This is a genomic window from Nocardia sp. NPDC059180, from assembly GCF_042754945.1.
Lineage (GTDB): Bacteria > Actinomycetota > Actinomycetes > Mycobacteriales > Mycobacteriaceae > Nocardia.
Genome location: NZ_JBHZBU010000001.1, coordinates 551,775 through 575,457, shown reverse-complemented (window position 1 = coordinate 575,457; position 23,683 = coordinate 551,775). Strand labels below are relative to the sequence as shown.

At 66.5% G+C, this 23,683-nt stretch carries 22 protein-coding genes and 1 pseudogene; 14 read left to right on the top strand and 9 right to left on the bottom strand.

Annotated features, from left to right (window positions below):
• Positions 1-167 precede the first annotated feature (167 nt).
• The 3 genes from ACFXNW_RS02655 to ACFXNW_RS02645 all read left to right on the top strand — a co-directional run bounded on the left by ACFXNW_RS02655 (position 168) and on the right by ACFXNW_RS02645 (position 2,349).
• Positions 168-446 (top strand): putative quinol monooxygenase, encoded by a 279-nt coding sequence (locus ACFXNW_RS02655; RefSeq protein ID WP_379415357.1) that lies wholly within the window; start codon positions 168-170, stop codon positions 444-446.
• Positions 447-626: 180 nt separating this feature from the next.
• Positions 627-1,760 carry a DNA cytosine methyltransferase gene (locus ACFXNW_RS02650; RefSeq protein WP_379416259.1) on the top strand — a complete coding sequence of 378 codons (1,134 nt, stop codon included), beginning with the start codon at positions 627-629 and terminating at the stop codon, positions 1,758-1,760.
• Between the two features lie 172 nt (positions 1,761-1,932).
• Positions 1,933-2,349, top strand: a complete 417-nt coding sequence (locus tag ACFXNW_RS02645; RefSeq protein WP_379415355.1) for a very short patch repair endonuclease — start codon at positions 1,933-1,935, stop codon at positions 2,347-2,349.
• Positions 2,350-2,388: 39 nt separating this feature from the next.
• Here the strand turns inward: ACFXNW_RS02645 and hutC are convergent, their stop codons facing one another.
• Together hutC and ACFXNW_RS02635 are read right to left on the bottom strand one after the other, a co-directional pair.
• A complete protein-coding gene (hutC, locus tag ACFXNW_RS02640) occupies positions 2,389-3,159 on the bottom strand; it encodes a histidine utilization repressor (protein WP_379415353.1) in 771 nt (256 codons plus the stop codon).
• A gap of 38 nt (positions 3,160-3,197) precedes the next feature.
• Positions 3,198-6,530: pseudogene (locus ACFXNW_RS02635) on the bottom strand (NAD-glutamate dehydrogenase domain-containing protein); the annotation flags it as partial.
• Between the two features lie 206 nt (positions 6,531-6,736).
• Between ACFXNW_RS02635 and hutU the strand changes: the two are divergent.
• From hutU to ACFXNW_RS02620, 3 genes are all read left to right on the top strand, one after another.
• The gene (hutU, locus tag ACFXNW_RS02630) at positions 6,737-8,416 is read left to right on the top strand and encodes a urocanate hydratase (RefSeq protein WP_379415352.1); all 1,680 of its coding nucleotides are present in this window, start codon (positions 6,737-6,739) and stop codon (positions 8,414-8,416) included.
• Positions 8,417-8,563: 147 nt separating this feature from the next.
• A complete protein-coding gene (locus ACFXNW_RS02625) occupies positions 8,564-8,890 on the top strand; it encodes a hypothetical protein (protein ID WP_379415351.1) in 327 nt (108 codons plus the stop codon).
• Between the two features lie 156 nt (positions 8,891-9,046).
• Complete coding sequence (locus ACFXNW_RS02620; RefSeq protein ID WP_379415350.1) at positions 9,047-9,382, top strand: YciI family protein; 336 nt, start codon at positions 9,047-9,049, stop codon at positions 9,380-9,382.
• A gap of 31 nt (positions 9,383-9,413) precedes the next feature.
• Here ACFXNW_RS02620 and ACFXNW_RS02615 read toward each other — a convergent pair whose 3' ends face one another.
• Complete coding sequence (locus tag ACFXNW_RS02615) at positions 9,414-10,304, bottom strand: hypothetical protein (RefSeq protein ID WP_379415349.1); 891 nt, start codon at positions 10,302-10,304, stop codon at positions 9,414-9,416.
• 247 nt (positions 10,305-10,551) lie between these two features.
• On the opposite strand from ACFXNW_RS02615, the gene ACFXNW_RS02610 reads away from it, so the two are divergent.
• Together ACFXNW_RS02610 and ACFXNW_RS02605 are read left to right on the top strand one after the other, a co-directional pair.
• Complete coding sequence (locus ACFXNW_RS02610; RefSeq protein ID WP_379415348.1) at positions 10,552-10,917, top strand: VOC family protein; 366 nt, start codon at positions 10,552-10,554, stop codon at positions 10,915-10,917.
• Between the two features lie 271 nt (positions 10,918-11,188).
• Complete coding sequence (locus ACFXNW_RS02605) at positions 11,189-11,716, top strand: NUDIX domain-containing protein (RefSeq protein ID WP_379415346.1); 528 nt, start codon at positions 11,189-11,191, stop codon at positions 11,714-11,716.
• On the opposite strand, the gene ACFXNW_RS02600 is transcribed toward ACFXNW_RS02605, so the two are convergent.
• Complete coding sequence (locus ACFXNW_RS02600; protein ID WP_379415345.1) at positions 11,709-13,061, bottom strand: hypothetical protein; 1,353 nt, start codon at positions 13,059-13,061, stop codon at positions 11,709-11,711. The genes ACFXNW_RS02605 and ACFXNW_RS02600 overlap by 8 nt on opposite strands.
• 204 nt (positions 13,062-13,265) lie before the next feature.
• Here ACFXNW_RS02600 and ACFXNW_RS02595 point away from each other — a divergent pair, with 204 nt between their 5' ends.
• Entirely contained in the window at positions 13,266-13,538 is a 273-nt protein-coding gene (locus tag ACFXNW_RS02595) for a hypothetical protein (protein WP_379415344.1), read from the top strand.
• 266 nt (positions 13,539-13,804) lie between these two features.
• Entirely contained in the window at positions 13,805-14,191 is a 387-nt protein-coding gene (locus ACFXNW_RS02590; RefSeq protein WP_379415342.1) for a hypothetical protein, read from the top strand.
• Positions 14,192-14,280: 89 nt separating this feature from the next.
• Here ACFXNW_RS02590 and hutH read toward each other — a convergent pair whose 3' ends face one another.
• A complete protein-coding gene (gene hutH / locus ACFXNW_RS02585; RefSeq protein ID WP_379415340.1) occupies positions 14,281-15,861 on the bottom strand; it encodes a histidine ammonia-lyase in 1,581 nt (526 codons plus the stop codon).
• 44 nt (positions 15,862-15,905) lie between these two features.
• The gene (locus tag ACFXNW_RS02580; RefSeq protein ID WP_379415339.1) at positions 15,906-17,309 is read right to left on the bottom strand and encodes an amino acid permease; all 1,404 of its coding nucleotides are present in this window, start codon (positions 17,307-17,309) and stop codon (positions 15,906-15,908) included.
• Positions 17,310-17,603: 294 nt separating this feature from the next.
• Here ACFXNW_RS02580 and ACFXNW_RS02575 point away from each other — a divergent pair, with 294 nt between their 5' ends.
• From ACFXNW_RS02575 to ACFXNW_RS02560, 4 genes are all read left to right on the top strand, one after another.
• The gene (locus tag ACFXNW_RS02575; protein ID WP_379415337.1) at positions 17,604-19,040 is read left to right on the top strand and encodes a purine-cytosine permease family protein; all 1,437 of its coding nucleotides are present in this window, start codon (positions 17,604-17,606) and stop codon (positions 19,038-19,040) included.
• Positions 19,041-19,049: 9 nt separating this feature from the next.
• Positions 19,050-20,225, top strand: a complete 1,176-nt coding sequence (gene hutI, locus ACFXNW_RS02570; RefSeq protein WP_379415335.1) for an imidazolonepropionase — start codon at positions 19,050-19,052, stop codon at positions 20,223-20,225.
• A 10-nt stretch (positions 20,226-20,235) separates the two neighbouring features.
• Positions 20,236-21,150, top strand: a complete 915-nt coding sequence (gene hutG, locus ACFXNW_RS02565; protein WP_379415333.1) for a formimidoylglutamase — start codon at positions 20,236-20,238, stop codon at positions 21,148-21,150.
• A 65-nt stretch (positions 21,151-21,215) separates the two neighbouring features.
• Positions 21,216-21,926, top strand: a complete 711-nt coding sequence (locus ACFXNW_RS02560; protein WP_379415332.1) for a maleylpyruvate isomerase family mycothiol-dependent enzyme — start codon at positions 21,216-21,218, stop codon at positions 21,924-21,926.
• A gap of 69 nt (positions 21,927-21,995) precedes the next feature.
• Here ACFXNW_RS02560 and ACFXNW_RS02555 read toward each other — a convergent pair whose 3' ends face one another.
• The 3 genes from ACFXNW_RS02555 to ACFXNW_RS02545 are packed head-to-tail and all read right to left on the bottom strand — an operon-like array spanning position 21,996 to position 23,615.
• Complete coding sequence (locus ACFXNW_RS02555) at positions 21,996-22,331, bottom strand: hypothetical protein (RefSeq protein WP_379415331.1); 336 nt, start codon at positions 22,329-22,331, stop codon at positions 21,996-21,998.
• Positions 22,332-22,380: 49 nt separating this feature from the next.
• Positions 22,381-22,827 (bottom strand): GbsR/MarR family transcriptional regulator, encoded by a 447-nt coding sequence (locus ACFXNW_RS02550; RefSeq protein WP_379415330.1) that lies wholly within the window; start codon positions 22,825-22,827, stop codon positions 22,381-22,383.
• The gene (locus ACFXNW_RS02545; RefSeq protein WP_379415329.1) at positions 22,824-23,615 is read right to left on the bottom strand and encodes an alpha/beta fold hydrolase; all 792 of its coding nucleotides are present in this window, start codon (positions 23,613-23,615) and stop codon (positions 22,824-22,826) included. The genes ACFXNW_RS02550 and ACFXNW_RS02545 overlap by 4 nt, the downstream gene beginning before the upstream one ends.
• Between the last annotated feature and the right edge of the window lie 68 nt (positions 23,616-23,683).

The following is a 23,683-nucleotide window of genomic DNA, read 5'->3' as shown; positions in this document are numbered from 1 at the left end:
GGTTCAGCGACGTCTCCGGTGATCCGCACCCCGATTCCGGCGACGCCTTCGATGATCGCAGCGGGGTATGACAGCAAACGGGTCCAACCAGACTGGCATCGCGACAACGAACAGCCAACCGATTTTCTTCCCGCCCACACCGCCGCGACCGGTCATAGACTCCGGGTGTGCTGATCGTCGCCGGATATCTTCGAGTCACCGACCGCGACCGTTATCTCGAGGCGTGCCGCGAGGTCGTCGAGCAGGCGCGGGAAGCGCCCGGCTGCCTGGATTTCACCCTCGGCGCGGATCTGGTGGAACCGGACCGGGTCAACGTTTACGAACGCTGGACCAACCGCGCCGCGGTCGAGGTGTTCCGCGGTGAGGGCACCTCGGGAGATCTCGACGTGCACATCACCGCGGCCGACGTGCGGGAATTCGAGTGCACGAACGAAATGCGGCTCTAAGGGATCAAACGCCCCGAAACACGGGGCTGGTCAAACACCAAATTTCGAGCGAAGCGAGACACCAAGGGGCCGCGAACCGCGGCGCCGCAGGCGACGCAAATCAGACACAGTAACGTTCCGTCCGAGGTCTAGGTGCGCGGGCAGCCGCTGAGGAGAGGACGTTCGTTGACGGGCGCGCGGATGGTCGGGCTGTTCGCCGGGATCGGCGGGCTCGAACTCGGGCTGGCCGAACACGGCTGGCAGACCGAGCTGCTGTGCGAGATCGATCCGGGCGCACAGGGCGTGCTGGCTGCGCGGTTCCCCGACACTGCACTGCAGGCCGACATCACCCGGCTGCGCTCGATCCCCGCCGGAACGGAATTGGTCGCGGCCGGATTTCCCTGCCAGGACCTGTCGCAAGCGGGCCGGACAGCGGGCATCACCGGAGACAGATCCGGCCTGGTGGACGAGGTCTTCCGCCTGGTGCGGCGCAAACGCGGTCCACGCTGGCTGTTGATCGAGAACGTCCCGTTCATGCTGCAACTCGGCCGTGGCGCGGCCATGCGGCACATCACTACGGCGCTCGAGGAACTCGGCTACACCTGGGCCTACCGGGTCGTCGACGCGCGCGCGTTCGGACTGCCGCAGCGTCGCAACCGGGTACTCATGCTCGCCTCCCGCACCGAGGACCCGCGCGGTGTGCTGTTCGGTGAGGACGCGGGCGCGCGCACCGTCGGCGACGCAGGCAGCGATCCGTGCGGCTTCTACTGGACCGAAGGGGTACGCGGACTGGGTTGGGCGGTGAACGCGGTACCGACGCTCAAAGGTGGTTCCGGTCTCGGTATCGCCAGCCCGCCCGCCGTCCGATTGCCGTCCGGGGAGATAGTCACGCCGGGCATCGTCGACGCAGAAATGCTGCAGGGCTTCGATCCGGACTGGACCGCGCCCGCCACCGAGGTGCCCGGTATCCGGCAGGGCCACCGCTGGAAGCTGGTCGGCAATGCCGTCAGTGTCCGAATGGCCGAGTGGGTGGGCGCCCGGCTGGCCGCGCCGCTCGACCCGCTGCCCGGTGATCGCCCGCTGCCGCCTGGCAAGCCGTGGCCGGTAGCGGCGTGGGGCCGCAACGGCACTGCCTTCGAGGTCCCCGTGTCCACGTGGCCGGTGCACGAACAGTACGAAGACCTGAAGAACTTCCTCACCGACTCCCGGCTGCTCTCGGCCCGCGCCACCGCCGGTTTCCTGCGCCGCACCGCGATGGGCAATCTGCGGTTTCCCCCGGGGTTTCTGGACGACATGGAAGCCCATCTCGACCGTATGGGCGGCTGGGCGGCATGAGTGCCATGCCGCAGTTTGTCACCGGGCGTTGTCGCGCTCGGCGACAAATCTGCACCGCACCTGGCCGCGCTCGGCAGATCAGAGCCACGCGATCCGGCGCTGGACCGCAGGACGCTTCGGGAGGGCACGATGGGTGGTGCGAGCGCGTGAGGGACGCACCGCTGGACACATCATGACCGGTCAGCGCCCGCCCACCGACCCCGCGACGAGCGCCCGCATGTCCCGGCAACGCCGTGCGGGCACCGAGCCCGAGCTGGCCCTGCGTCGCGAACTACACCGCCGCGGCCTGCGCTACTTCGTCGACCGCGCCCCGATTCGCGGCCAGCGCCGCCGCGCCGACGTGGTCTTCCCGCGCCTGCGCGTCGCCGTCTACGTCGACGGATGCTTCTGGCACAGCTGCCCGCAACACGCCACCAACCCGAAGAACAACGCCGAATGGTGGTCGGAGAAGCTCGCAGGCAATGTCGCCCGTGATCGCGCCACCGACGCCGCACTCGCCGAGGCAGGGTGGCAAGTCATCCGCATTTGGGAGCACGAGGACCCTGTTGCGGCGGCCGACCGGATTTCCGCGGCACTGCACCACGATTGATCACCGATGTTGTCGACCGGCGGGGCCCGAAGACGTTGCTCAGCCCTGCCCGCTCCCGAAACTGCCCTCCAACCGACTCCGCGAACCTGGATGAATCAACCGCGCCGCACTGACCAATCCGCTGTGCGACCAGGTGCGGCGGCGGATCAGCAGGCAGGGTTCGGCGCGCGGGACACCGAGCAGACGGCATTCCTCGGCACTGGCCAGCACCGCCTCGACGACGTGTTCGCCACGTTCGAGCGGCGCCACCTCGCTGAGGTAGGTGTTCGGGGTCTGGGCGGTGAAGTCCTGATCGAGGTATTGCGGTGCCTCGGCCGGGTTGACGTAGCGGTCCTCCACCTGGATCGGGACATCGTCCTCGAAATGCACGATCAGCGAATGAAAGACCTTCCCGCCCAGGTCGTTACCGAGCACGGGATGCCCGGCCTCGGTCTCCTCCGCGCGGACGAACACGACCTCGGTGCGGTGGCGGTGACCGCGCTGGGAAATCTCGTCGGCGATGTTCTTGACCTCGAACAGCGGTGACGCCGCCTTGGTCGGGGCGACGAAGGTGCCCACACCCATGACCCGGTTCAGCACACCGTCGGCGGTGAGGTCGCGCAGCGCGCGGTTGATCGTCATCCGGGACAGGCCCAGCGCGTTCACCAGCTGATTCTCCGAGGGGATCTGATCGCCCTCCTGCCACCGGCCGCCCTTGATCTGCGACACGATCAGCTGCTTGACGCGTTCGTATGCGGCGAACTCGGTTCCCAGTCCGCCGTAGAGCGCGGCCAGCTCCGTGTCGACTACTTCGATCGCCACCACCGACATCCGTTCCCTTGCCTCACGGGGCTTCGCACCGGCCCTTGTCATCGCGCCAGCGCCCGTAGCTGCCTGGTCGCGACCGACAGGGCCGCAAGATCCCGGTCGCCCGATTCCGAGATTGCCCCGAGGATACGTTGCGTGCGATCGAGCCTGGCCGCGCTGCGGTGCTCCCAGCCACCGATGACGTCCTCGGCGCGTTCGCCGGGCTCACCGTCGACCAGCACGTCCTGGCACAGCGCGCGGATCGTGGCGTACAGCTCGTCGCGCAGGGCGACTCTGGCCAGGGCGTTCCATTTGGTGCCGCGTTCGAGCCGCGACACCGCCACCAATTGCGGCACCACATGAAGTCTCTCGCCGAGCAGGTAGTAGACCTCGGCCACCGAGGCGGGTGAACGACCGGAGATCTCGGCGACCTCGACGATGTCGAGCAGCGCGAACCGGTCCAGCAGCAACGACACTCGGGCAGCGAGTTCCTCGGGCACACCCCGATCGGTCAACGCCGTAGTGCGGGCGCGCAGATCGGCCGCGTCGCTGCCGGACAACCAGCCCGCGACGTGTGGGGTCAGTTCGGCGATCTGGGTACGGAAGCGCCGGATCTCGGCGCCGACCGCCAGCGGTTGCGGGCGCTGGGTCAGCATCCATCGCGATGCGCGGTCGAGCAGTCTGCGGCTGAGCACGATCAGTTCGTCGGTGAGTTCGGCGCTCAGCCCGCTGCCGCGGATATCGCGCCACAACGTTGGCAGGTCGAACACCGCTGCGACCACGGCGAACGCGCGCACGGCGTCGGCGTTGCTCGCGCCGGATTCCTCGGAGAGCCGGTAGGCGTAGGTGATGCCACCGTTGTCGACGACGTTATTGGTCAAGACGGTTGCCACGATCTCGCGGCGCAGCGGGTGGTCGGCGATGGCGTCGCCGTACTCCTCGCGCAGTTGTCGTGGGAAGTAGTGGGCGAGGTCGTCGGCGAATGCCTGGCTGTCGGGGAGGTCGCCGGCGAGTAGGTCGGCCTGTAGTCCCAGTTTGACGTGCGCGAGCAGCGTGGCGAGTTCGGGTGAGGTGAGCGCTTGGCCGCCGCGTTGCCTGGCGGCGATCTCCTTCTTGCTCGGAAGCACTTCCAGTCCGCGGTCCAAGCCGGTGGTCACTTCGAGATGCTCGATGAGCCTGCCGTGCACCGCGATCGAGGCAGCCGCCCTGGCGCGGCTCGTGCCCATGAGCTGGTTCTGGGAGGTGTTGTCCGACAAGACGAGCCGGGACACCTCGGACGCCATCGCGGCCAGCAGCTCATTGCGTTCGGCGGTGTCGAGCCTGCCCGATCCGACGAGGGCGTCGAGCAGAATCTTGATATTGACTTCGTGATCGGAGCAGTCGACGCCCGCCGAATTGTCCAGCGCGTCGGTGTTGATCCGGCCACCCGCCTGGGCGTATTCGATCCGGCCACGCTGGGTGAAGCCGAGATTGCCGCCCTCACCGACGATCCGGGCACGCACCTCGGCGCCATCGACCCGGACGGCGTCGTTGTTCTTGTCGCCGACATCCAGATGGGTTTCGGTACCTGCCTTGACGTAGGTGCCGATGCCGCCGTTCCAGAGCAGGTCGACCGGTGCGCGCAGGATCGCGCGTACCAACTCGGGCGGAGTCATGCGGGTGATGCCATCCGGTAACCCCAGCGCTGCTCGGACTTCGTCGCTGATCGGCACCGCCTTGCTGGTGCGTTCCCAGACCCCGCCGCCCTCGCTGATCAGCTCGGGTGCGTAGTCCGCCCACGACGACCGCGGTTTCGCGAACAGGCGCGACCGTTCGGTGAAGGAAGCCGCCGTATCGGGGTTCGGATCGAGGAAGATGTGGCGGTGGTCGAATGCCGCGACCAGCCGGATATGCCGAGACGCGAGCATCCCGTTGCCGAAGACGTCCCCGCTCATATCGCCGATACCGGCCACGGTGAAATCCTCGGAACGCGTGTCGACGCCGAGTTCCCGGAAGTGCCGTTTCACGCTCTCCCACGCGCCGCGCGCGGTGATGCCGAGCGCCTTGTGGTCGTAGCCGACCGAGCCGCCGGAGGCGAAGGCGTCACCGAGCCAGAACCCGTACCGCGCCGCGACGTCGTTGGCGATATCGGAGAAGGTCGCGGTGCCCTTGTCTGCGGCGACCACCAGGTAGGTGTCGTCGCCGTCGTGACGGCGCACGCGCGGCGGCGCGATCGTCGCACCGGTGGTCAGGTCGAGATTGTCGGTGAGGTCCAGCAGCGCGGCTATGAACGAGCGGTAGCACCGGATCCCTTCGGCCCGTACCGCTTCCCGATCGGCCGCCGGGTCACCGGTGGGTGCGGGCGGACGTTTCACCACGAAACCGCCCTTTGCGCCAGCGGGAACGATGACGGCATTCTTCACCGCCTGCGCCTTCGCCAGGCCGAGCACCTCGGTACGGAAGTCTTCCTTGCGATCCGACCAGCGCAGTCCACCGCGGGCGACGGTGCCGAACCGCATATGCACGCCTTCGACGCGCGGTGAGTAGGCGTAGATCTCGAAACGCGGTCGCGGCGACGGCAGTTCCGGAATCCGCCGCGGATCGAATTTGAAGGACAGGCAGGTCCACGCATCGGGCTCGGGATGGACGTAGTGGTTGGTCCGCAACGTGGCCTGGATGACGCTGAGGTATCCACGCAGAATGCGGTCGGCGTCCAAGCCCGGAACCGCGGCGATCCCTTCCTCCAGCAGTTCGAGCAACGAATCGGTGGACGCGGACGAAGTCGGATCGAACCGGGCCTCGAAGAGCCTGATCAAACCGCCGGTGAGCCCGGGATTCTCGCCGAGCACGCTCGCGATATGGGCTCTGCTGTAGGGGAATTCGCCCTGTCGAAGGTAGTTCGCATACGCGCGCAGCACGGTGACCTGTCGGTGGTCCAGCCCGGCGCGAGGTACCAGCTCGTTGAATCGGTCCGCCTCCGCCCGGCCATGCCAGATGGCGGCGCAGGTGTCGGTGAAGCGGCGGGCGAAGGCGGCGTCGTCGAGTTGCGGCGGCAGCATCTGTTCGGGGTAGCGCAGCGAGAACCGATAGATCCTGCAATCGATGGCGCCCGTATTGGCGATGACGTATGGCCGCTCGTCGAGCACCTCGACGCCGAGGCTCTGCAGAATCGGCAGCACCTCGCTCAGCGAGGCCGAACGGCCGCCGAGGTAGAGCGTCAGCCGCCATTCCGCATTCGATCCGGGGCTGCGTTCCAGCGCCAGATCGATGACGTCGGGGCCGAGGCGTTCCAGGCGGGCGATGTCGTTCGGGGCGCTACCCGGATCGACGTCCTGCTTATAGCCTTCTGGTATGGCCGATACGTAGTGGCCGGCCAGGTCGCGCGCGATCGGGGTGGCGAGGAAACGGTCGTCCCAGTCGCTACCGGGTCGCCCGTGCCACACCCCCGCATTCGAATCGCGCTCCGGAGCCATCGACGTTGCCTTCATGTCACTACCTTCCGAACGGAAAGCCACCGCTTCCGCTGAGGACGCTTGACAGGTGGTTGTATATACAGGACTATACACCTAAATCCTGATTTTCAGTGACCCGGCACACATTCGTCATTTCGAGGAGAAAACCCATGACCGACGCCTCCACCCCGCCAGGATCCGGCCCGCGTCCCGTCTCCGCCGCGCACGGCAACCAGCTGAGCACCCTGGGCTGGCAGCAAGAGGGCGCGCTGCGGATGCTGATGAACAATCTCGATCCCGAGGTCGCCGAACGCCCCGACGACCTCGTCGTCTACGGCGGCACCGGCCGGGCAGTGCGCAGCTGGGAGGCGTTCGACGCGATCGTGCGCACCCTGAAGACGCTGCAATCCGACGAAACCCTGCTCGTCCAGTCCGGTAAGCCGGTCGGCGTGTTCCGCACCAACGAGTGGGCGCCGCGCGTGCTGCTCGCGAACTCGAACCTGGTCGGCGACTGGGCCAACTGGGAAGAATTCCGCAAGCTCGAGCAGCTCGGCCTGATCATGTACGGGCAGATGACGGCCGGCTCGTGGATTTACATCGGCAGCCAGGGCATCCTCCAGGGCACCTACGAAACCTTCGGCGCCGTCGCGCGCAAACGCTTCGGCGGCACGCTGGCAGGCACCATCACCCTCACCGCGGGCATGGGCGGTATGGGTGGCGCGCAGCCGCTGGCCGTCACCATGAACGATGGCGTCGCGATCTGCGTGGACTGCGATCCGGCCCGCATCGACCGTCGCATCGACCACGGCTACCTCGATACCAAGGTCGACACCGTGCAGGACGCGCTCGACCTCGCGACAAAGATGCGCGACGAGCGTAAGCCGCTGTCCATCGGCCTGGTCGGCAATGCCGCCGAGATCTTCCCGCAGCTGCTGGAGATGGACGCGCCCATCGACATCGTCACCGACCAGACCTCGGCCCACGACCCGCTGTCCTACCTGCCCATCGGCGTCGCGCTCGAGGACTGGCACAAGCTCGCCGACAAGGACCCGGGCTGGTTCACCACCGAGGCACAGTCCTCGATGGCCAAGCACGTCGAGGCCATGGTCGGGTTCATGGACAAGGGCGCGGAGGTCTTCGACTACGGCAACTCCATCCGCGACGAGGCCCGCAAGGGTGGTTACGGGCGCGCCTTCGAGTTCCCCGGATTCGTCCCGGCCTACATTCGCCCGCTCTTCGAAGAGGGCCTCGGGCCCTTCCGCTGGGCGGCGTTGTCCGGCGACCCGAAGGACATCGCCGCCACCGACAAGGCGATCCTCGAACTGTTCCCGGAGAACGAGCACCTGAAGCGGTGGATCACCATGGCGGGCGAGAAGGTGAAGTTCGAAGGTCTGCCTGCCCGCATCTGCTGGTTGGGTTACGGCGAACGCCATCGCGCGGGCCTGAAGTTCAACGAAATGGTGGCCTCCGGAGAGCTTTCCGCCCCTGTCGCCATCGGCCGCGACCACCTGGATTCCGGTTCGGTGGCCTCCCCGTACCGCGAAACCGAAGCCATGGCAGACGGTTCCGACGCCATCGCCGACTGGCCGTTGCTGAACGCCCTGCTCAACACCGCCTCGGGTGCCTCCTGGGTGTCGATCCACCACGGCGGTGGGGTCGGCATGGGGCGCTCCATCCACGCCGGTCAGGTGTGTATTGCTGACGGCACCGAGCTTGCGGCGCAGAAGTTGGAGCGGGTGCTGACCAACGACCCGGGTATGGGCGTGATTCGGCATGTGGATGCCGGGTACGAGCACGCGGCCGATGTCGCGCGGGAGCGTTGGGTTCGGATTCCTATGCAGGAGAGCTGATCTGAGCCGTGCGCCCGGGACTCCGGGCGCACTGGTCATACCGATGACCTCGGAGCTGCATGAGGGGCAGCTCCGAGGTCGTCGTGCGTTCAGGCGCGCAGCTCGCCAGTCGTGGGACCGCGGACTCGCGACTTGTAGCATCGGCACATGAAGCTTGGAAAACTCACTTGTGCAGGCATTCTCGCCACTTCTGCGCTGTTCGTCGCGGCACCCCTCGCATCGGCGTCCCCGACCGGATCCTCCGGCTACGGGGGCGTCAGAGAAGTGGTGGTCATCGACGGCATACAGGAGGTGGGCGAGCTGTATAAGTGCTGGGCGAGTGTGTATTCGCGTGACATCGAATTCGATAACCAGAGCTCACGCGACTACTTGGTGTACGCATCGCACGACTGCCTGGGTGACCCCATCGCGACAGTCGCCCCGGGCACCACTGCGACCCACTACGGTTGGTCGGCCCGAGCCGCCCTCTACTAAGACATAGTGATCAACTGCTTCAAGCCCGCGGTGTCGCGTCGGCGGTGAGCGCTGGGCTGGAGACGGCCTGTTGGGGGTAGGCGAGCGAGTCGTGCGCGTAACGCGCCCGCGTCTGCGAGTATGGGCCCGATCCCTGAAACGAGAAGGAGTCGACCGATGACGAAGTACCTGATCTCGTTCCCGAGCGGCGCCATAGCCGACGAGGATCTACAGGCGGCTTCCGACGCGTCGCACGCAGTAGTCGAGGAGGCGAAGGCCGCCGGCGTCTGGGTGTTCGGCGGTGGAATCGACGAAAGCGTTCCACCTGTCCTCGTCGATCGCGCTGGCACGGTGACCGAGGGCACGTACCCCCAGACGAAACAGCTCGACGGCGGCTACACGGTGCTGGAGGTGCCCTCCCGCGAGGCGGCACTGGAATGGGCCGCGAAGCTCGCGGCCGCCTGCCGGTGCGCGCAGGAGGTCCGCGCGTTCCACTACGACCCCGCCAGCTGACGGTTCGACTGCCCGCGTAGAAGGCCTTACTTCAGGATTGATCGGTCTCGTCGGCGTAGACGACGGTGGCGAACTGCGCCGACTCGCCGAGCATCTCCAGCCCTGCCGAGAGCATCGACTGGTGTGTCACCTCGTCGGCTGCATGCTCGTCGCTTTCATCGATGATCCAGTCGATCGACTGTTCATAGGCAGCCAGTCCGGCCGAAACGACAGCGGCATCCTGATAGTCGCGTTTCGCTCGGACGAGGAATTCCTTGACCTCATCGTCGCCGTGCTGGCAGCCATAATCGGTCGGGTACCGCTGCGACGGTTCAGGTGCCGGGGCCCAGCACAGTCCGTGACTCTCGACGACGTCACCGACCGCCGCCAGTTGACGCAGAGCCGTGGACAGTTCCGGGAGCCGACCTTCATAGATTTCCGCAGCTGCCGATTCCCGGCCGAACAAACCCTCGAACTCTCGATCCAGGGGCCGGTCCACCACCGGGGCGGCATCGGCGATGGCATCCCACACAGGCTGCGCGATCAACGCGAAGGCGACCATATCGCCGTCCAGCACGGTCGATGCGGAATAGGTGTGCCCATCATGGTTCTCGTCATCGATCGCGACGTGAGTGCGCTCGATGAGCCGAATCAGATCCTCGATGTCACTGTCGGCGGTCAGTGCGTCGCCTTCGAAGGTGCTGGTCTGATCCTTGGCAAAGAACCTGCCATCGCCTGACCGGTCGAGGAAGTACCGCAGAACGAGTTCGGTATTGAGATCCTCATGGACACCGTCGATCCCACCGATCCGGTCATATGTACCCGCAACGCCCAGCGTGATCGGCAGATAGTTGCCACCGACACGCCGCAACACGACCAAGGTGGCGTCAACGGGCATCAGACTGACTCCGGTGATCATGCAACGGCAGTCGTAGAAACCCATGTGTTGGCACCGTTCTCTCGATCTTTGGCATTCCTGATTCAGCCGGGCAATCAACTTTCCGACCCTAGACGCTTCCCAGCTCTGCAACGCTGTCCAGCGTTGGTCAGGAATCGCACGTGAATTCATACGTATCGCTGCCCGTGTCCTCAAAGTCATCACGTGCGCCGTGGCCGCCCCGCAACCAGGCTGGTCGTACACCGCCTTGCCTCGGGGAGCCGGGGTAAGGCTATGTCTCTATGGTGGACCGATGCCCTCGGTCAAACAGATCCAAGTCACCTTCGACTGTGCGGACCCCGAGCGCGTCGCTCGTTTCTGGTCTGACGTATTGGGGTACGAACATCAGGGCTCAGCATGCATCGACCCCTCAGGCGCGGGCCCACGGCTGTACTTCCAGCGTGTGCCCGAGGGGAAGGTCGTGAAGAATCGGGTGCATCTCGACGTGCGGGTCGGCACCGGGCTCATAGGTGATGAGCGCATAGCCGCTCTCGAGTCCGAATGCGCACGACTGGTTGCGCTCGGCGCCGTACGTGTGCGACTACTGCGCGCCGATGGCGTCAACGAGTCGTGCCTCGTGATGCAGGACATCGAAGGCAACGAGTTCTGCCTCGACTGAGCGGCCGAGGACCGCGCGCAACCCACGGATCCACCGACCGCAGCCAAGTGCCACTCGCGCTACTTTCTGACGTTCCCCACCCGGGCTCGGTAGGTCTCGCTGGGACCGTCGGGTCTGACGATCTCGGCAAGCACCCCGCTTCGCGGGCGAGGTCGACGACGGCTCCGATGCCGCCGCGATTGCGTCGGAAGTGGCCGGCCGGCTGAGTGTGGTCCTCTCGTTGACCTGCTGCGTCTGGCACCAGGGTGCAGAGGACCGTTACCGTCGAGGGGTGACCCAGTGGAAGATTCTCGGCGAGCGCCGCGTAGACGAGAACCGGCACATCCAGCTTTCCACCGTCGACATCGAACTACCGGACGGCGTGCAGTTCACGCAGTACGTCGCCCGCATGCCCCGGTGCGCGATGACTCTGGTAATCAACGATGACCGTGAGGTGCTGCTCATGTACCGGCACCGGTTCATCATCGACCGCTGGGTGTGGGAGTTGCCCGGTGGGTACGTCGACCACGCCGAAGACGTCGCCGTGGCGGCAGCACGGGAGGTGGAGGAGGAAACCGGCTGGCGGCCGCGCTCGATGGAACACCTCGTCACCTACCAACCTGCAATCGGCACCTTGGACCAGCCACAAGAGGTGTACCTGGCACGAGGAGCCGACCTCACCGAGACCGTACCGGACATCAATGAAGCCGAGAAGGTGGCATGGATTCCATTGTCCGAAGCGGTCGACATGATTTCCCGGGGAGAGGTTGTCGGCGCGGCTACTGTCGTCGGCGTCTACCGCGCACTGTCACTTACCTAGCCCGCTCGAGCATCACCCTGTCCCGAAACGCTGCAACATCAGGCAAATCGGCATGCGGGGTGAGCCGGGCACGAAGGTCGCGCAGGTAAGCATGCGTCCGGCGCGATTCGAGCCCGCTTGCCATGTTCAAGGCTTCGGTACCGATCCGCACCGCTTCGTGCGGGTCCTGCTCCACGACTGCGGACGCCAGCAAACAGAGGTTGAACATCCTGCCGCGCAGGTATCCGCCGGCCATATCCAGTGATTGGGTAGCCAAGCCAGCGGCGCGCTTGTGATCTCCCAGGTCGCGGAAACAGTGGGCAGCCTTTGCCGACATGTAGGCGCTGTCGAAGTAGTCGAGCCACGGCGGCACCGCGGCAGCACGAGAGAAGGACCTCTCTGCTGCGTTCAGAGAGGCGCCGCATGAGCTGCCGTCGGACCGTGCCGCATGCCCGTGAGCCTCGACCAGGTGGCATTCGGACTCCAGCGATGGCAGCCCAGCGCCACGGGCTGCCAACTGGGCTGCTCGGGCCAGATCCACAGCGTCTCCCGGGCGGCCGACGTAGGTCGCCTGATGCGACATAGCGGCGAGGATCTCGGCACCGAGGCCGACATCTCCGGCCGCCCGGGCCATCCGGAGGGCTTGGATGAGATACCGCTGCGCGAGCCCATGTTCTTCGAGGTCGTACGCCGCCCACCCTGCCAACTTGGTCAATTCTGCTGTGGTTGCGAAAAGCTTGCGCCCGACCGATTCCGGATAGCTGCCACGCAGCAGCGGGGCAACAGAGGTGTGCAGGTAGTGCACGATCGTTGACCGCACCTTTCCGCCACCGACCTGGTTGTCCAAGTCGCGGAATGCGCTGACCATGGTGCGCACCGCTTCGACATCAGCGACACCTACCCGTCGCGTACCAGCAGACGTCGGGTGCTCGGGGCCGGGAAGGGTGAGCCACCTCATCGATGCGGCCGGGTAAACAGCGACTGTGTAGCCCGTCCCCGTCAGGAATCTGCGCCGTTCGACGTCGCTGCGCCACAACGCTGTTGCTTCGGCGGTCGCCTCCGCGAGGCTGAGCGGAAACTGCAAACCAAGGTCTGCCGACTCGCGTGTGCTGGCCATCCCGCAGTTCTCCGGAGTGATGCGTCGCCCCGCCAGCTCGGTCAGGACTTCGGCAATCAATGACGGGCCAGGCGGATTCGGCTGTTCCCCGGCCAGCCATCGATTGACCGAGGTGTGGTCATACCGCAGATCGGCGCCGGTCGAGCGGCCTCGTTCGACAACACGGCGCGCGAATCCCTTTCGGCTGGCATGTACCTCGTCCAGAAGCTCCTCGAGCTGGTGATTCGGCTGCTTCGGCAGGCGTCCCATCACCGAAGTGTGGCACGTGATTACGGGACTGCGCCAGGATCACAAGCCCATGCACACCCCCTGTGCACACACCTGCCTCGGCTGCACGCCTTACATGTCGACTGGTCCGCCGAGCACCATTCGATTCAGCCCCCGTCGCCGGGTGCGTGCCCCTCATCCTCGGCGCCGGGTGGTTTCCAAAAACCAACAACCGCAGGGGGTTCGATGTCGGATTACATCGCTGCGTTCGTCGTGGCCGGTTCGATCGCCGTGCTGCTGCTCGGCCTTATCTATGTCCTGCCCTACACCTTTGGCGAGGATGAACCGCCGATCACGGAGACAGCGCCCCGAATGTCGGCGCGAACGGCGCACGGGCTCATGCAGTCGCATCGCAAATGCAGCATCGAAAGCTGCCCCCATAAGCGGGATGCGTATCGGACCCTCGTCGCGGTTGGGGCGATCACGCCGGATCAGCGCGCCGAGCGGTATGTGCGGTGATCGACCCCGAGGATGAGCCGTGTGGGTGGGTCCACTGGGATGACGGCACCTGGTCGACCCTCGATGTGTATGGGATACCGAGTGAACGGCGCACTCTCGACGAGATGCTGCAAGACCTATACCTTGATGAGGAACCCTGATGGCCTGTCCAAAACGACGCAAATCGCGCCAATGATGCTGCTGCACAAGAGCGCAGCGTTGGCGTCCGTCCAGCCGCTTTCGACCACCCCACCGACTTATCGGGTAGCGGTAGCGGCCGAATCCAGGTGATCATGGATGCGACTGGCACCACCGGGAGAGGGGCGTCGATCGTGGTAGCAGGCATCATCTGGCGGTGGAAACCGCGCAACGGCACCGGTGTCGTCAAGACCGACGACGGCACGCTGGTTTGGTTTCATCTGTCTGCTGTACACGGCGAGAGCATCAGCACTATCGCCGAGGGGATGCCGGTCGACGTCGATATCGATGACGTCCGACAGGGGGAATACGAATACCGAGCGAAGTCCGTAAGGATACAATCCTGGGCAGCGCGGAAATTCGTTCCCGTGGCCGATCTCGCCCGCACCAGCGCTCGCCTGCCTCGCATCGACTACGCCGAATGGCGCGCCGATATGGACGCAATGGTCGTCCAAGAGTTCCCTGACCGTGAGTGAATCCGGCCCGAGCAAACACGAGTGGCACCTGGCTGCGGGGTCTTCTCGACGTTTGCCGCAGCCAGGTGCCACTCGATCCATCGACGGGGTTAGTTGAGGGGGCCGATTGCTGATTCGGCGCGGGCGAGGAGGGCGCCGGAGGCGGCCAGCTCTACGGCCTTTTCGATTTCTGGCGCCAAGTGCCGATCGGTGCCCGGACCCTCGATGTGTTCGCGGAGCACGGCGCGGACGGCCCCGGTCGCCGGGGACGGCTCGAGCGGGGCGCGCAGGTCCAGGGCACGGGCTGCGGTCAGGGCCTCGATGGCCAGCACACGAGTAAGTCCGTCGATCGCACGCCGGAGCTTGCGCGCGGCCGACCACCCCATGGAGACATGGTCTTCCTGCATGGCCGACGACGGGATCGAATCGACGCTGGCGGGAGCGGCCAAACGCTTCAACTCCGACACGATGGCCGCCTGGGTGTACTGGGCGATCATGTGCCCGCTGTCCACACCAGGATCGTCGGCGAGGAACGGGGGCAGCCCGTGGTTGCGGGCCTTGTCGAGGAAGCGGTCGGTGCGGCGTTCGCTGATGCTGGCTACGTCGGCGACGACGATGGCGAGGAAGTCCAGGACGTAGGCGACGGGGGCGCCGTGGAAGTTGCCGTTGGATTCGACGCGGCCGTCGAGGGTGACGACCGGGTTGTCGACTGCGCTGGCGAGTTCACAGGCGGCGACGCGTTCGGCGTGAGCCAGGGTGTCTCGTGCGCCGCCGGCGACCTGGGGGGCGCAGCGGAGGGAGTAGGCGTCCTGGACGACGGTGCAGTCGGGGGTGGCGTGGCTGGCCACGATGGGCGAATCTGCCAGCAGCCGGGTCATATTCGCGGCGGCGAGCGCCTGGCCGGGCTGCGGGCGCAGGGCCTGCAGATCAGCGGCGAAGACCTTGTCGGTACCGAGCAGGCCTTCGACGCTCATCGATGCCGTCACGTCCGCGAGCTGGAGCAGCTTGCGCAGGTCGTGGCAGGCGAGTACCAGCATGCCGAGCATGCCGTCGGTGCCGTTGATGAGCGCGAGGCCTTCTTTTTCCTCGAGCTCGACCGGTTCGATGCCTGCCGCGGCCAAGGCCTGTGCGGCGGGCATGAGCTCACCGTCGGCGTCGCGCACGGTGCCCTCGCCGATCACCGCGAGCGCGACGTGCGACAGCGGCGCCAGATCACCGGAGCAGCCGAGGCTGCCGTATTCGTACACCACCGGCGTGATTCCTGCCGACAGTAAGTCGGCGTACACCTGTGCCACCTGCGGACGCACACCGGTACGGCCGGTAGCCAGCGTCGACAGCCGCAGCAGCATCAGCGCGCGCACCACCTCACGCTCCACCTCGGGACCGGAACCGGCGGCATGCGAGCGGACGAGGCTGCGCTGCAACTGCTTACGCAGCTCCAGCGGGATATGCCGGACCGCGAGCGCACCGAATCCGGTCGACACGCCGTAGACGGGCTTCGGGTCCGCGGCCAGCGCCTCGATCCGCTTGCGGCTTTCCGCGAGCGCTGCCAGCGCGTCCTCAGACAGCCGCACCGCGGCACCGTCCCTGGCGACCCGCACCACGTCCTCGGGCGCCACCGGACCGGTCCCGACGACCACGGCATCAGCGCTGTCGGCCGCTGCTCGTCCGGTACGTCGCAAGGTCTCCATACTCACAATTGTTCTCCGTTCCGAAATAGGTGTTAGGACAAAACTCAGGCGCGCTCGGTCACCGGCGCTGCGACCGGAACGTCTTCCGGCTCGGGCTCCTGGCGCACCCAGCGGCGATAGGCGATGAACAGCAGCACCAGCCACCCCACGCCGACGGCCAACGCGACCCGGCTGTCGGTGTCGAAGGCGATCACGCCGATCACGAACACCAGGAATCCGATGGTGATCAGCTGCCCGTAGGGCCAGAACGGCACCGGGAACTTCAGCTCTGCGACCTCTTCGGGGCTCATCCGGCGGCGCGAGCGGTAGTGCGAGAGCAGGATCATCAACCAGACGAAGATGGTCGCGAAGGTGGCGATCGAGGCGATGACCAGGAACACCTTGTCCGGGATCAGGTAGTTGAGCAGCACGCCGACCAGCAGCGTGACAGTCATGATGACCACCGTCATCCAGGGCACGCCGTTGCGGGAGACCTGCTTCATCACCGCAGGCGCCTGGCCACGCTGGGCCATCCCGAACATCATCCGGCCCGCGCCGAAGATATCGCTGTTGATGGCCGACAGCGCCGCGGTGATCACCACGATGTTGAGGACCGTGGCGGCCGGACCGATACCGAGTCCCTGGAAGATCTGCACGAACGGGCTGCTTTCGCCGCTGATGCTCTGCCACGGGTTGATGGCCATGATGACGGCAAGCGTCAGCACATAGAACAGGATGATCCGGACCGGGACGGTATTGATCGCGCGCGGGATCGTTCGCTCCGGATTCTCGGCTTCACCTGCGGTGATACCGATGATCTCGGTGCCGCCGAAGGCGAACATCACGATCGCGAAGCAGGCGACGAAACCACCGAATCCTTCGGGGAAGAACCCGCCATCGGCCCACAGATGGGAGACACCGGTGCTGGTGTCGTGCACACCGAATCCGAAGATCAGGATCGCGATGCCGCCGGCGATCATCGCCACGATCGCGACGATCTTGACCAGGCTGAACCAGAATTCGACCTCACCGAACACCTTGACGTGCAGCAGGTTGATCGCGCCGATGAAGAAGATGATCGACAGCACCCAGATCCATCGGGGTACGTCGGGGAACCACAGGCCCATGTACACGCCGAACGCGGTGACGTCGGCGAGGCAGACGATGATCATCTCGAAGGTGTAGGTCCAGCCGGTCATGAACCCGGCCAGCGGGCCGAGGTGCTTGCTGGCGTATTCGCCGAACGAGCCGGAGACCGGGTTGCTCACCGCCATCTCGCCGAGTGCGCGCAGCACGATGTAGATCGCGGCGCCGCCGATCAGGTAGGCCAGCAGCACGGACGGGCCTGCGCGGTTGATCGCTTCGGCCGAGCCGTAGAACAGGCCGGTCCCGATGGCCGATCCGAGCGCGATGAAACGTATGTGCCGGGCGTTGAGCCCACGGGTCAGCACTTCGGCGGTCTTGTTCAAACCATTCTCCCGAGATCGTTCAGGCGGAAAGCGACCGATGCGGTTGGGCCCCGGTTGTGTGTCCCGTCACATTGGCCCTACATGTATAAACCTGTCTATACAGGAATGTCAACGCCCACATTCCGTACAGCCCGAGCCTGCCGCGGCCGGGACGGGCGAACCGCCACGTCAGCCCCTTGACAGCCTGTCTATACAGGCCTATACATATTCGGCATGGCGTGATCCACCACACAGCGCGGTAACCACCGTGCCGCCGGGTCGCCACTCATGTCGACGCCGCAGAAAGTCAGGCTCATGAACAACGACGGCACCTCAGAGGAAATCCTCAAGCTCGAACGCCGCACCATCGACGTCGTGCCGGACAACGAACGGCACGGCACACCGCGCAGCCAGTTCACCCTGTGGTTCGGGGCGAATATGCAGATCACCGCGGTGGTCGACGGTGCGCTCGCGGTCGTCTTCGGCGCCGACGCGCTCTGGGCAATTCTAGGGCTACTCATCGGCAACGTCTTCGGCGGTGCGGTCATGGCACTGCATTCGGCGCAGGGTCCGCGGATGGGGTTGCCGCAGATGATCTCGAGCCGCGCTCAATTCGGCGTCAAGGGCGCTGTCGTTCCGCTGGTGCTGGTGATCCTGATGTATCTGGGATTCGCTGCCACCGGCACCGTGCTGGCGGGACAGGCCGTGAACAAGATGCTCGGGATCGACAATCCGACCGTCGGGATCCTCGTCTTCGGCGCGCTCACGGCGTTCGTCGCGATCACCGGGTACCGGCTGATCCACGTGGTCGGGCGCGTCGCCACCGTCCTCGGGATTCTCGGGTTCACCTACCTGGCGATCCGTTTGTTCGCCGAATACAACGTGGGCGATTTCGTCGGCATCATCGGATTCGATCCGGTGACCTTCCTGCTGGCCATCTCCCTCGGCGCAGGCTGGCAGCTGACCTTCGGCCCCTACGTCGCCGACTACTCGCGATACCTGCCGCGCAGCACCAGCGAACGCACCACCTTCTGGTCGACCTTCCTTGGCAGCGTCATCGGCTCGCAGTGGTCGATGACCTTCGGTGCGCTGGTCGCGGCGGTCGCCGGTGACGCTTTCCTCGGCAACCAGGTCGGGTTCCTCGGCGAGCTCGCCGGGCCCGCGATCATCGCCTTCCTGATCTATCTGGTGATCGTGGTCGGCAAGCTGACGGTCAACGTGCTCAACGCCTACGGCGGATTCATGTCGGTGCTCACCAGCGTCACCGCGTTCAACGGCCGCTCGCACATCTCCACCCTCGCCCGCAGCCTGTACATCCTCGGGTTCGTCGGGGTGTCGATGCTGATCGCGATCGCCGCGAGCGCAGACTTCCTGGAGAACTTCAAGAACTTCGTCCTGGTGCTGCTGATGGTGTTCACGCCGTGGAGCGCGATCAATCTGATCGACTACTACCTGATCTCCAAGGAACGCATCGACCTGCCCGCGCTCTACGACCCGGCAGGCCGCTACGGCGCATGGAATGTGCCCGCACTGGCCTGTTACGCCGTCGGCGTGATCGCGCAGATCCCGTTCCTCGCGCAGAAGCTCTACACCGGTCCGGTCACCGACCTGCTCGGCGGCGCCGACATTTCGTGGATCGTCGGCATCGTGTTCACCGGCGCGATCTACTACCCGGTCGCCAAACGCACCAACAACCCGCCCGCGCAGATGATCTACCCCTCGCACACCGCGATGGTCGACACCCGTATCTAGGAGTCATGCATGGCAACCACCGCACTGACCGATATCGGCGTCCTCGTCACCAACGATCCCGCCCTCGGCGAGGGGCCGCTCGGCCTGCGCCGTGACGCCGCCGTCGTCTTCGAGGACGGCGCCGTGGCGTGGGTCGGTGACTCGGCCGCCGCTCCGGCCGCCGATACACAGCACGCCATGGACGGGCGCGCCGTGCTGCCCGGGTTCGTGGAGTCCCACTCGCACCTGGTCTTCGCCGGGGACCGGGCCGAGGAGTTCGCGGCGCGGATGTCCGGGCAGAAGTACGCCGCGGGCGGAATCCGCACCACCATCGCGGCCACCAGGGCCGCCACCGATGACCAGCTGGGCGCGAATGTGCGCAGGCTGCTCGACGAATCGTTGCGGGCGGGCAGCACGACCGTCGAATGCAAGTCCGGCTACGGGCAGTCGGTCGCCGACGAACTGCGCAGCGTCCAGGTGGCAGGCCGCCACACCGATGAGGTCACGCTGCTGGCCGCGCATGTGCCGCCGCCGGAGTACGCGGGCCGTGCCGACGACTATGTGGCGATGGTGGTCGCGGAGATGATCCCGAAGTGCGCGCCGCACGCCAAGTGGATCGACGTGTTCTGTGAACAGGGCGCCTTCGACCGCGACCAGGCGCACGCCGTGCTCACCGCCGGAATCGCGCACGGGCTGATTCCGCGTGTGCACGGAAACCAGCTGCGGCAGGGACCTGGAGTACAACTCGCGGTGGAGCTGGGGGCGGCCTCGGTGGACCACGTGACGCACGTGAACGCCGCCGATATCGACGCCCTCTCCCAGAGCGACACCGTCGCCACCCTGCTGCCCGGCGCGGACTTCTGCACCCGCAGCAGCTATCCCGACGCTCGCGCACTGCTGGACGCAGGCGTGACGGTGGCGCTCGGCGCCGACTGCAACCCCGGCACCAGCTACACGACCAGCCTGCCGTTCTGCATCGCCATCGCGGTGCGCGATATGCACATGACGCCCGACGAAGCCGTCTGGGCCGCCACCGCCGGCGGCGCACGCGCCCTGCGACGCACCGACGTCGGCACGCTGACGCCCGGCGCGCGCGCCGACGCACTCGCGCTCGACGCACCATCCCACCTGCACCTGGCCTACCGGCCCGGCGTCCCGTTGATCAGCCGAGTGTGGCGCGAAGGCACGCTCGCCTACGCGAACTGAGGAGCACCCGATGCAACCCCGCTGGACCGGCCGCACCGATGGCACCGCCCCCGAGCACCTGCGCTGGCATCAGGTCGTCGAACCGTACGAAACCGGAGTCGAGCCCGGGGCCTGTGTGTTCGTCGGCTTCGCCAGTGACGAAGGGGTGCGACGCAACAAGGGTCGCGTCGGCGCGGCGGGCGGGCCCGACGCGCTGCGGCGGGCGCTGGCACTCATGGCACTGGCCGAACCGCGCCGTGCCTTCGACGCGGGCACCGTCACAGTTGTCGACGCGCTCGAAGAGGGTCAGCGCGAACTCGGCGCCACTGTCGCAGGCCTGTTGGACGCCGGGCATTTCCCGATCGTCCTCGGTGGCGGCCATGAAATCGCCTACGGCACCTACCTCGGCGTCGCCGGATCCGCGCGGCGCACCTCGGCGACCCGGGTCGGAATCCTCAACCTCGACGCCCATTTCGATCTCCGCGCCGACCCGGTCCCCAGTTCCGGCACCCCGTTCCGGCAGATCCTCGAAGCCGATGGCGGTGTGCGGTACGCCGTGCTCGGCATCAGCCAGCCGAGCAATACCGCCGCTCTCTTCGACACCGCCGCGAAGTTCGACGTGCGCTACCTGCTCGACGACGAATGCGATCAGGCGGCCGCACGCACCTTCGTCGACGACTTCCTCGCCGAGGTCGATCTCGTCTACCTCACCATCGACTTGGATGTCCTGCCCGCCTCGGTCGCGCCGGGTGTCAGCGCACCGGCGGCCTTCGGAATCCCGCTCCCGACGATCCAAGCCGTGTGCGATCGCGTCACCGCGAGCGGCAAGCTCGCCGTCGTGGATGTGGCCGAGCTGAATCCGGGGCTCGACATCGACAACCGGACCGCGCGAACGGCGGCGCGGTTGATCCACCGCATCGTCACCCGGCACATGCCGCTGAGCTGAATTCTGGAGGGCGGCCGTCGTGCGGATAGCCGGCCGAGCCGACGGCCGCCTACTAATGTCGAGCCGTGACCAGCGAATCTCACGAAGCGGCCCTGCGGCTGCTCGATACTGTCACCGAATCGACGCAGCGGCTGCTCGCCACGATCGATTCTCTGGACGACGCCGCTCTCACAGGGCCGTCCCTGCTGCCCGGCTGGACCCGCGGCCACGTGCTTGCGCACCTGTCCCGTAATGCCGACAGCCTGGTCAATCTGCTGCTGTGGGCTCGCACCGGCATCGAAACCCCGCAGTACGCAAGCGCTTTCCTGCGCGAATCCGACATCCAGGAAGGCGCCCAACGGCCCCTCGCCGAACAGCGCACCGATTTCGTGGAGTCGGCTCAGCGTTTCGCCGGCCTCGCCCGCACCCTCACCCCCGAGCAGTGGCAGGCCGAGGTCCGCACCCGGCAGGGCCGCCCCATCCCCGCCACCGAGATCGTCTGGATGCGCTGGCAGGAGGTCGAAATCCACCATGTGGACCTGAATGCCGGCTACACCCACACCGACTGGCCCACTGCCTTCGTCACCCGCCTGCTCCCCGAGGCCACCGCGAGCTTGAGCAAGTCCGCCACGGAACCCTTCGAGGTCATCACCCCCGACTTCACCACCACCATCGGTGATGGCACTCCCACCCACATCATCACCGCCCCGGCCGCCGACACTCTCGTCTGGCTCCTCGGCCGCACCACCCCCGACTCACTCCCCCAACCTCTCCCGCCGCTCCCCGACTGGAAGTAGAGCGAGTGGTACTCGGCTGCGGCAAACGTCGAGAAGACCCCGCAGCCAGGTACCACTCGCGAGCTGGTGTCAGGCGGCTTTGGCGGACCAGCCGTGGTGGGTGAGGCGGGTGTGGGGGGCGACTGTCGCGACGGGGGCGCCGGTGCAGTTGTCGGAGGCGAACAGCAGGAAGTTGCGCGAGCTGCGGTTCTCGATCTCGATCTCACGCGGGAAGCCGCTGGCCCAGCACTGGTCGAGGTTGCTCAGCTCCATCGTGCCGTCGATCATCACGACCTCGCGGCCGTCACCTCCGCCGCCGAACGAACCGGTGGGAAGGCCGGCGGGAAAGGCGGACGCGGCAGGTGCCGCCACGGACGCGGCGATGATGGTGAGAGCACCCCAGCAGGAGACCATTCCAAGTTTCACGCGCCGATGCTACAAGCCGCGGGCCGACCATCCCCACCGCTGGCGGGTGTCAGCTATCGCCGCTCGGGCGTGCCCGGAGGATCTGGTCTCCGGCGTCGACGTATCGCTCGAACAGGTCGGTGACGTCGGCCAGACGAGCGCGAGCCGGCAGATCGTCGGTGAGTTCGGCGCCATGACGAAGGACCTCGACGAATCGGCGCGCGCGCTGCTGGCTGGCCGCGAGCAGGTTCTCCAGACCACCGCGCGCTTCCACAAGGAGGCGGCGGCTGCCGGGTTGCGCGATGGTGCGGGCCAGGCCCCAGGACACCAGCTCGCGGACAGCCGTACTCACGGCCCCTTTGCTGGCGTCGGCGATCGCGCCGAGGTGGTCGAGTCCGACCGGTTCGGATTCGAGCAGCAGCCTGCCGTAGACGCGACCGGTGGCCCGGGCGAGGTTCCAGGAGGCGAACAGGTCGCCGACCTGCTGGGCGAACTCTTCTCGCTCGTCGGTGCTCATGACCGGATCTCGCGCATGAAATCGAGCAGCACTGTGGTGACCGAGCCGGGTGCGTCCAACGGCGCGAGGTGGCCCGCGTCGGCGATGACGTGTTCGCCGACCCCTTCGGCCTCGGCCCACCGTGGCATCGCCGAGGCGATGTTGCCGGTGCGATCGAGAGCGCCTCGGATCAGGCATAGCGGAAGCGGGGTCCGATAGCCGGGCTCGGGGTCGACCAGACTCGCGGTGGCCCGCCAGACCTCGATGAATTCGTCCTTGCCGATCCGGGTGAACGCGTCAGCGGCATAGGCGCGAGCGGCCGGCGTCACGGCGGAAGCGTCGGCCATCATCCGCGGTAACGATCGCGCCGGTATCAACCGCAACAGCGGTGCGGCCGTCCGCAACAAACCACGCTCCCATGCACGCAGCGGCCCATGGCTCCAGGTCGAGTCGATGACGACCAGCCCGGAGTAACGCGACGGTTCCCGGTACACCGCGACCTGACTCAGGTTTCCGCCCAGCGAATGCCCGACCAGCACCGGTCGTTCCAGGCCGAGGTGCTCGATCAGCGCGGTGAGATCGGCCAGCGCCCGCTCGGCGGTGAACCCGCCACTGTTCGGGCGTGAGCGACCGTGCCCACGCAAATCCCAGCCGACCACCCGCATCCCGGCCCGCCGCACCGCGTCCATCTGTTCGTCGAACATGGCCGCGTCGACCCCCGCGCCATGGGTGAACACCACCGGCAGCCCCGCCCCACCACTGTCGTGGTATCGGATCGCGCAACCCGGAAGTTCGAATGCCTGAGTCATATTCACAATATTCTGAATATAACACCACAAACCGGCGAGCGGCCCGGCCCGCGATCGGGCGCAAAGAC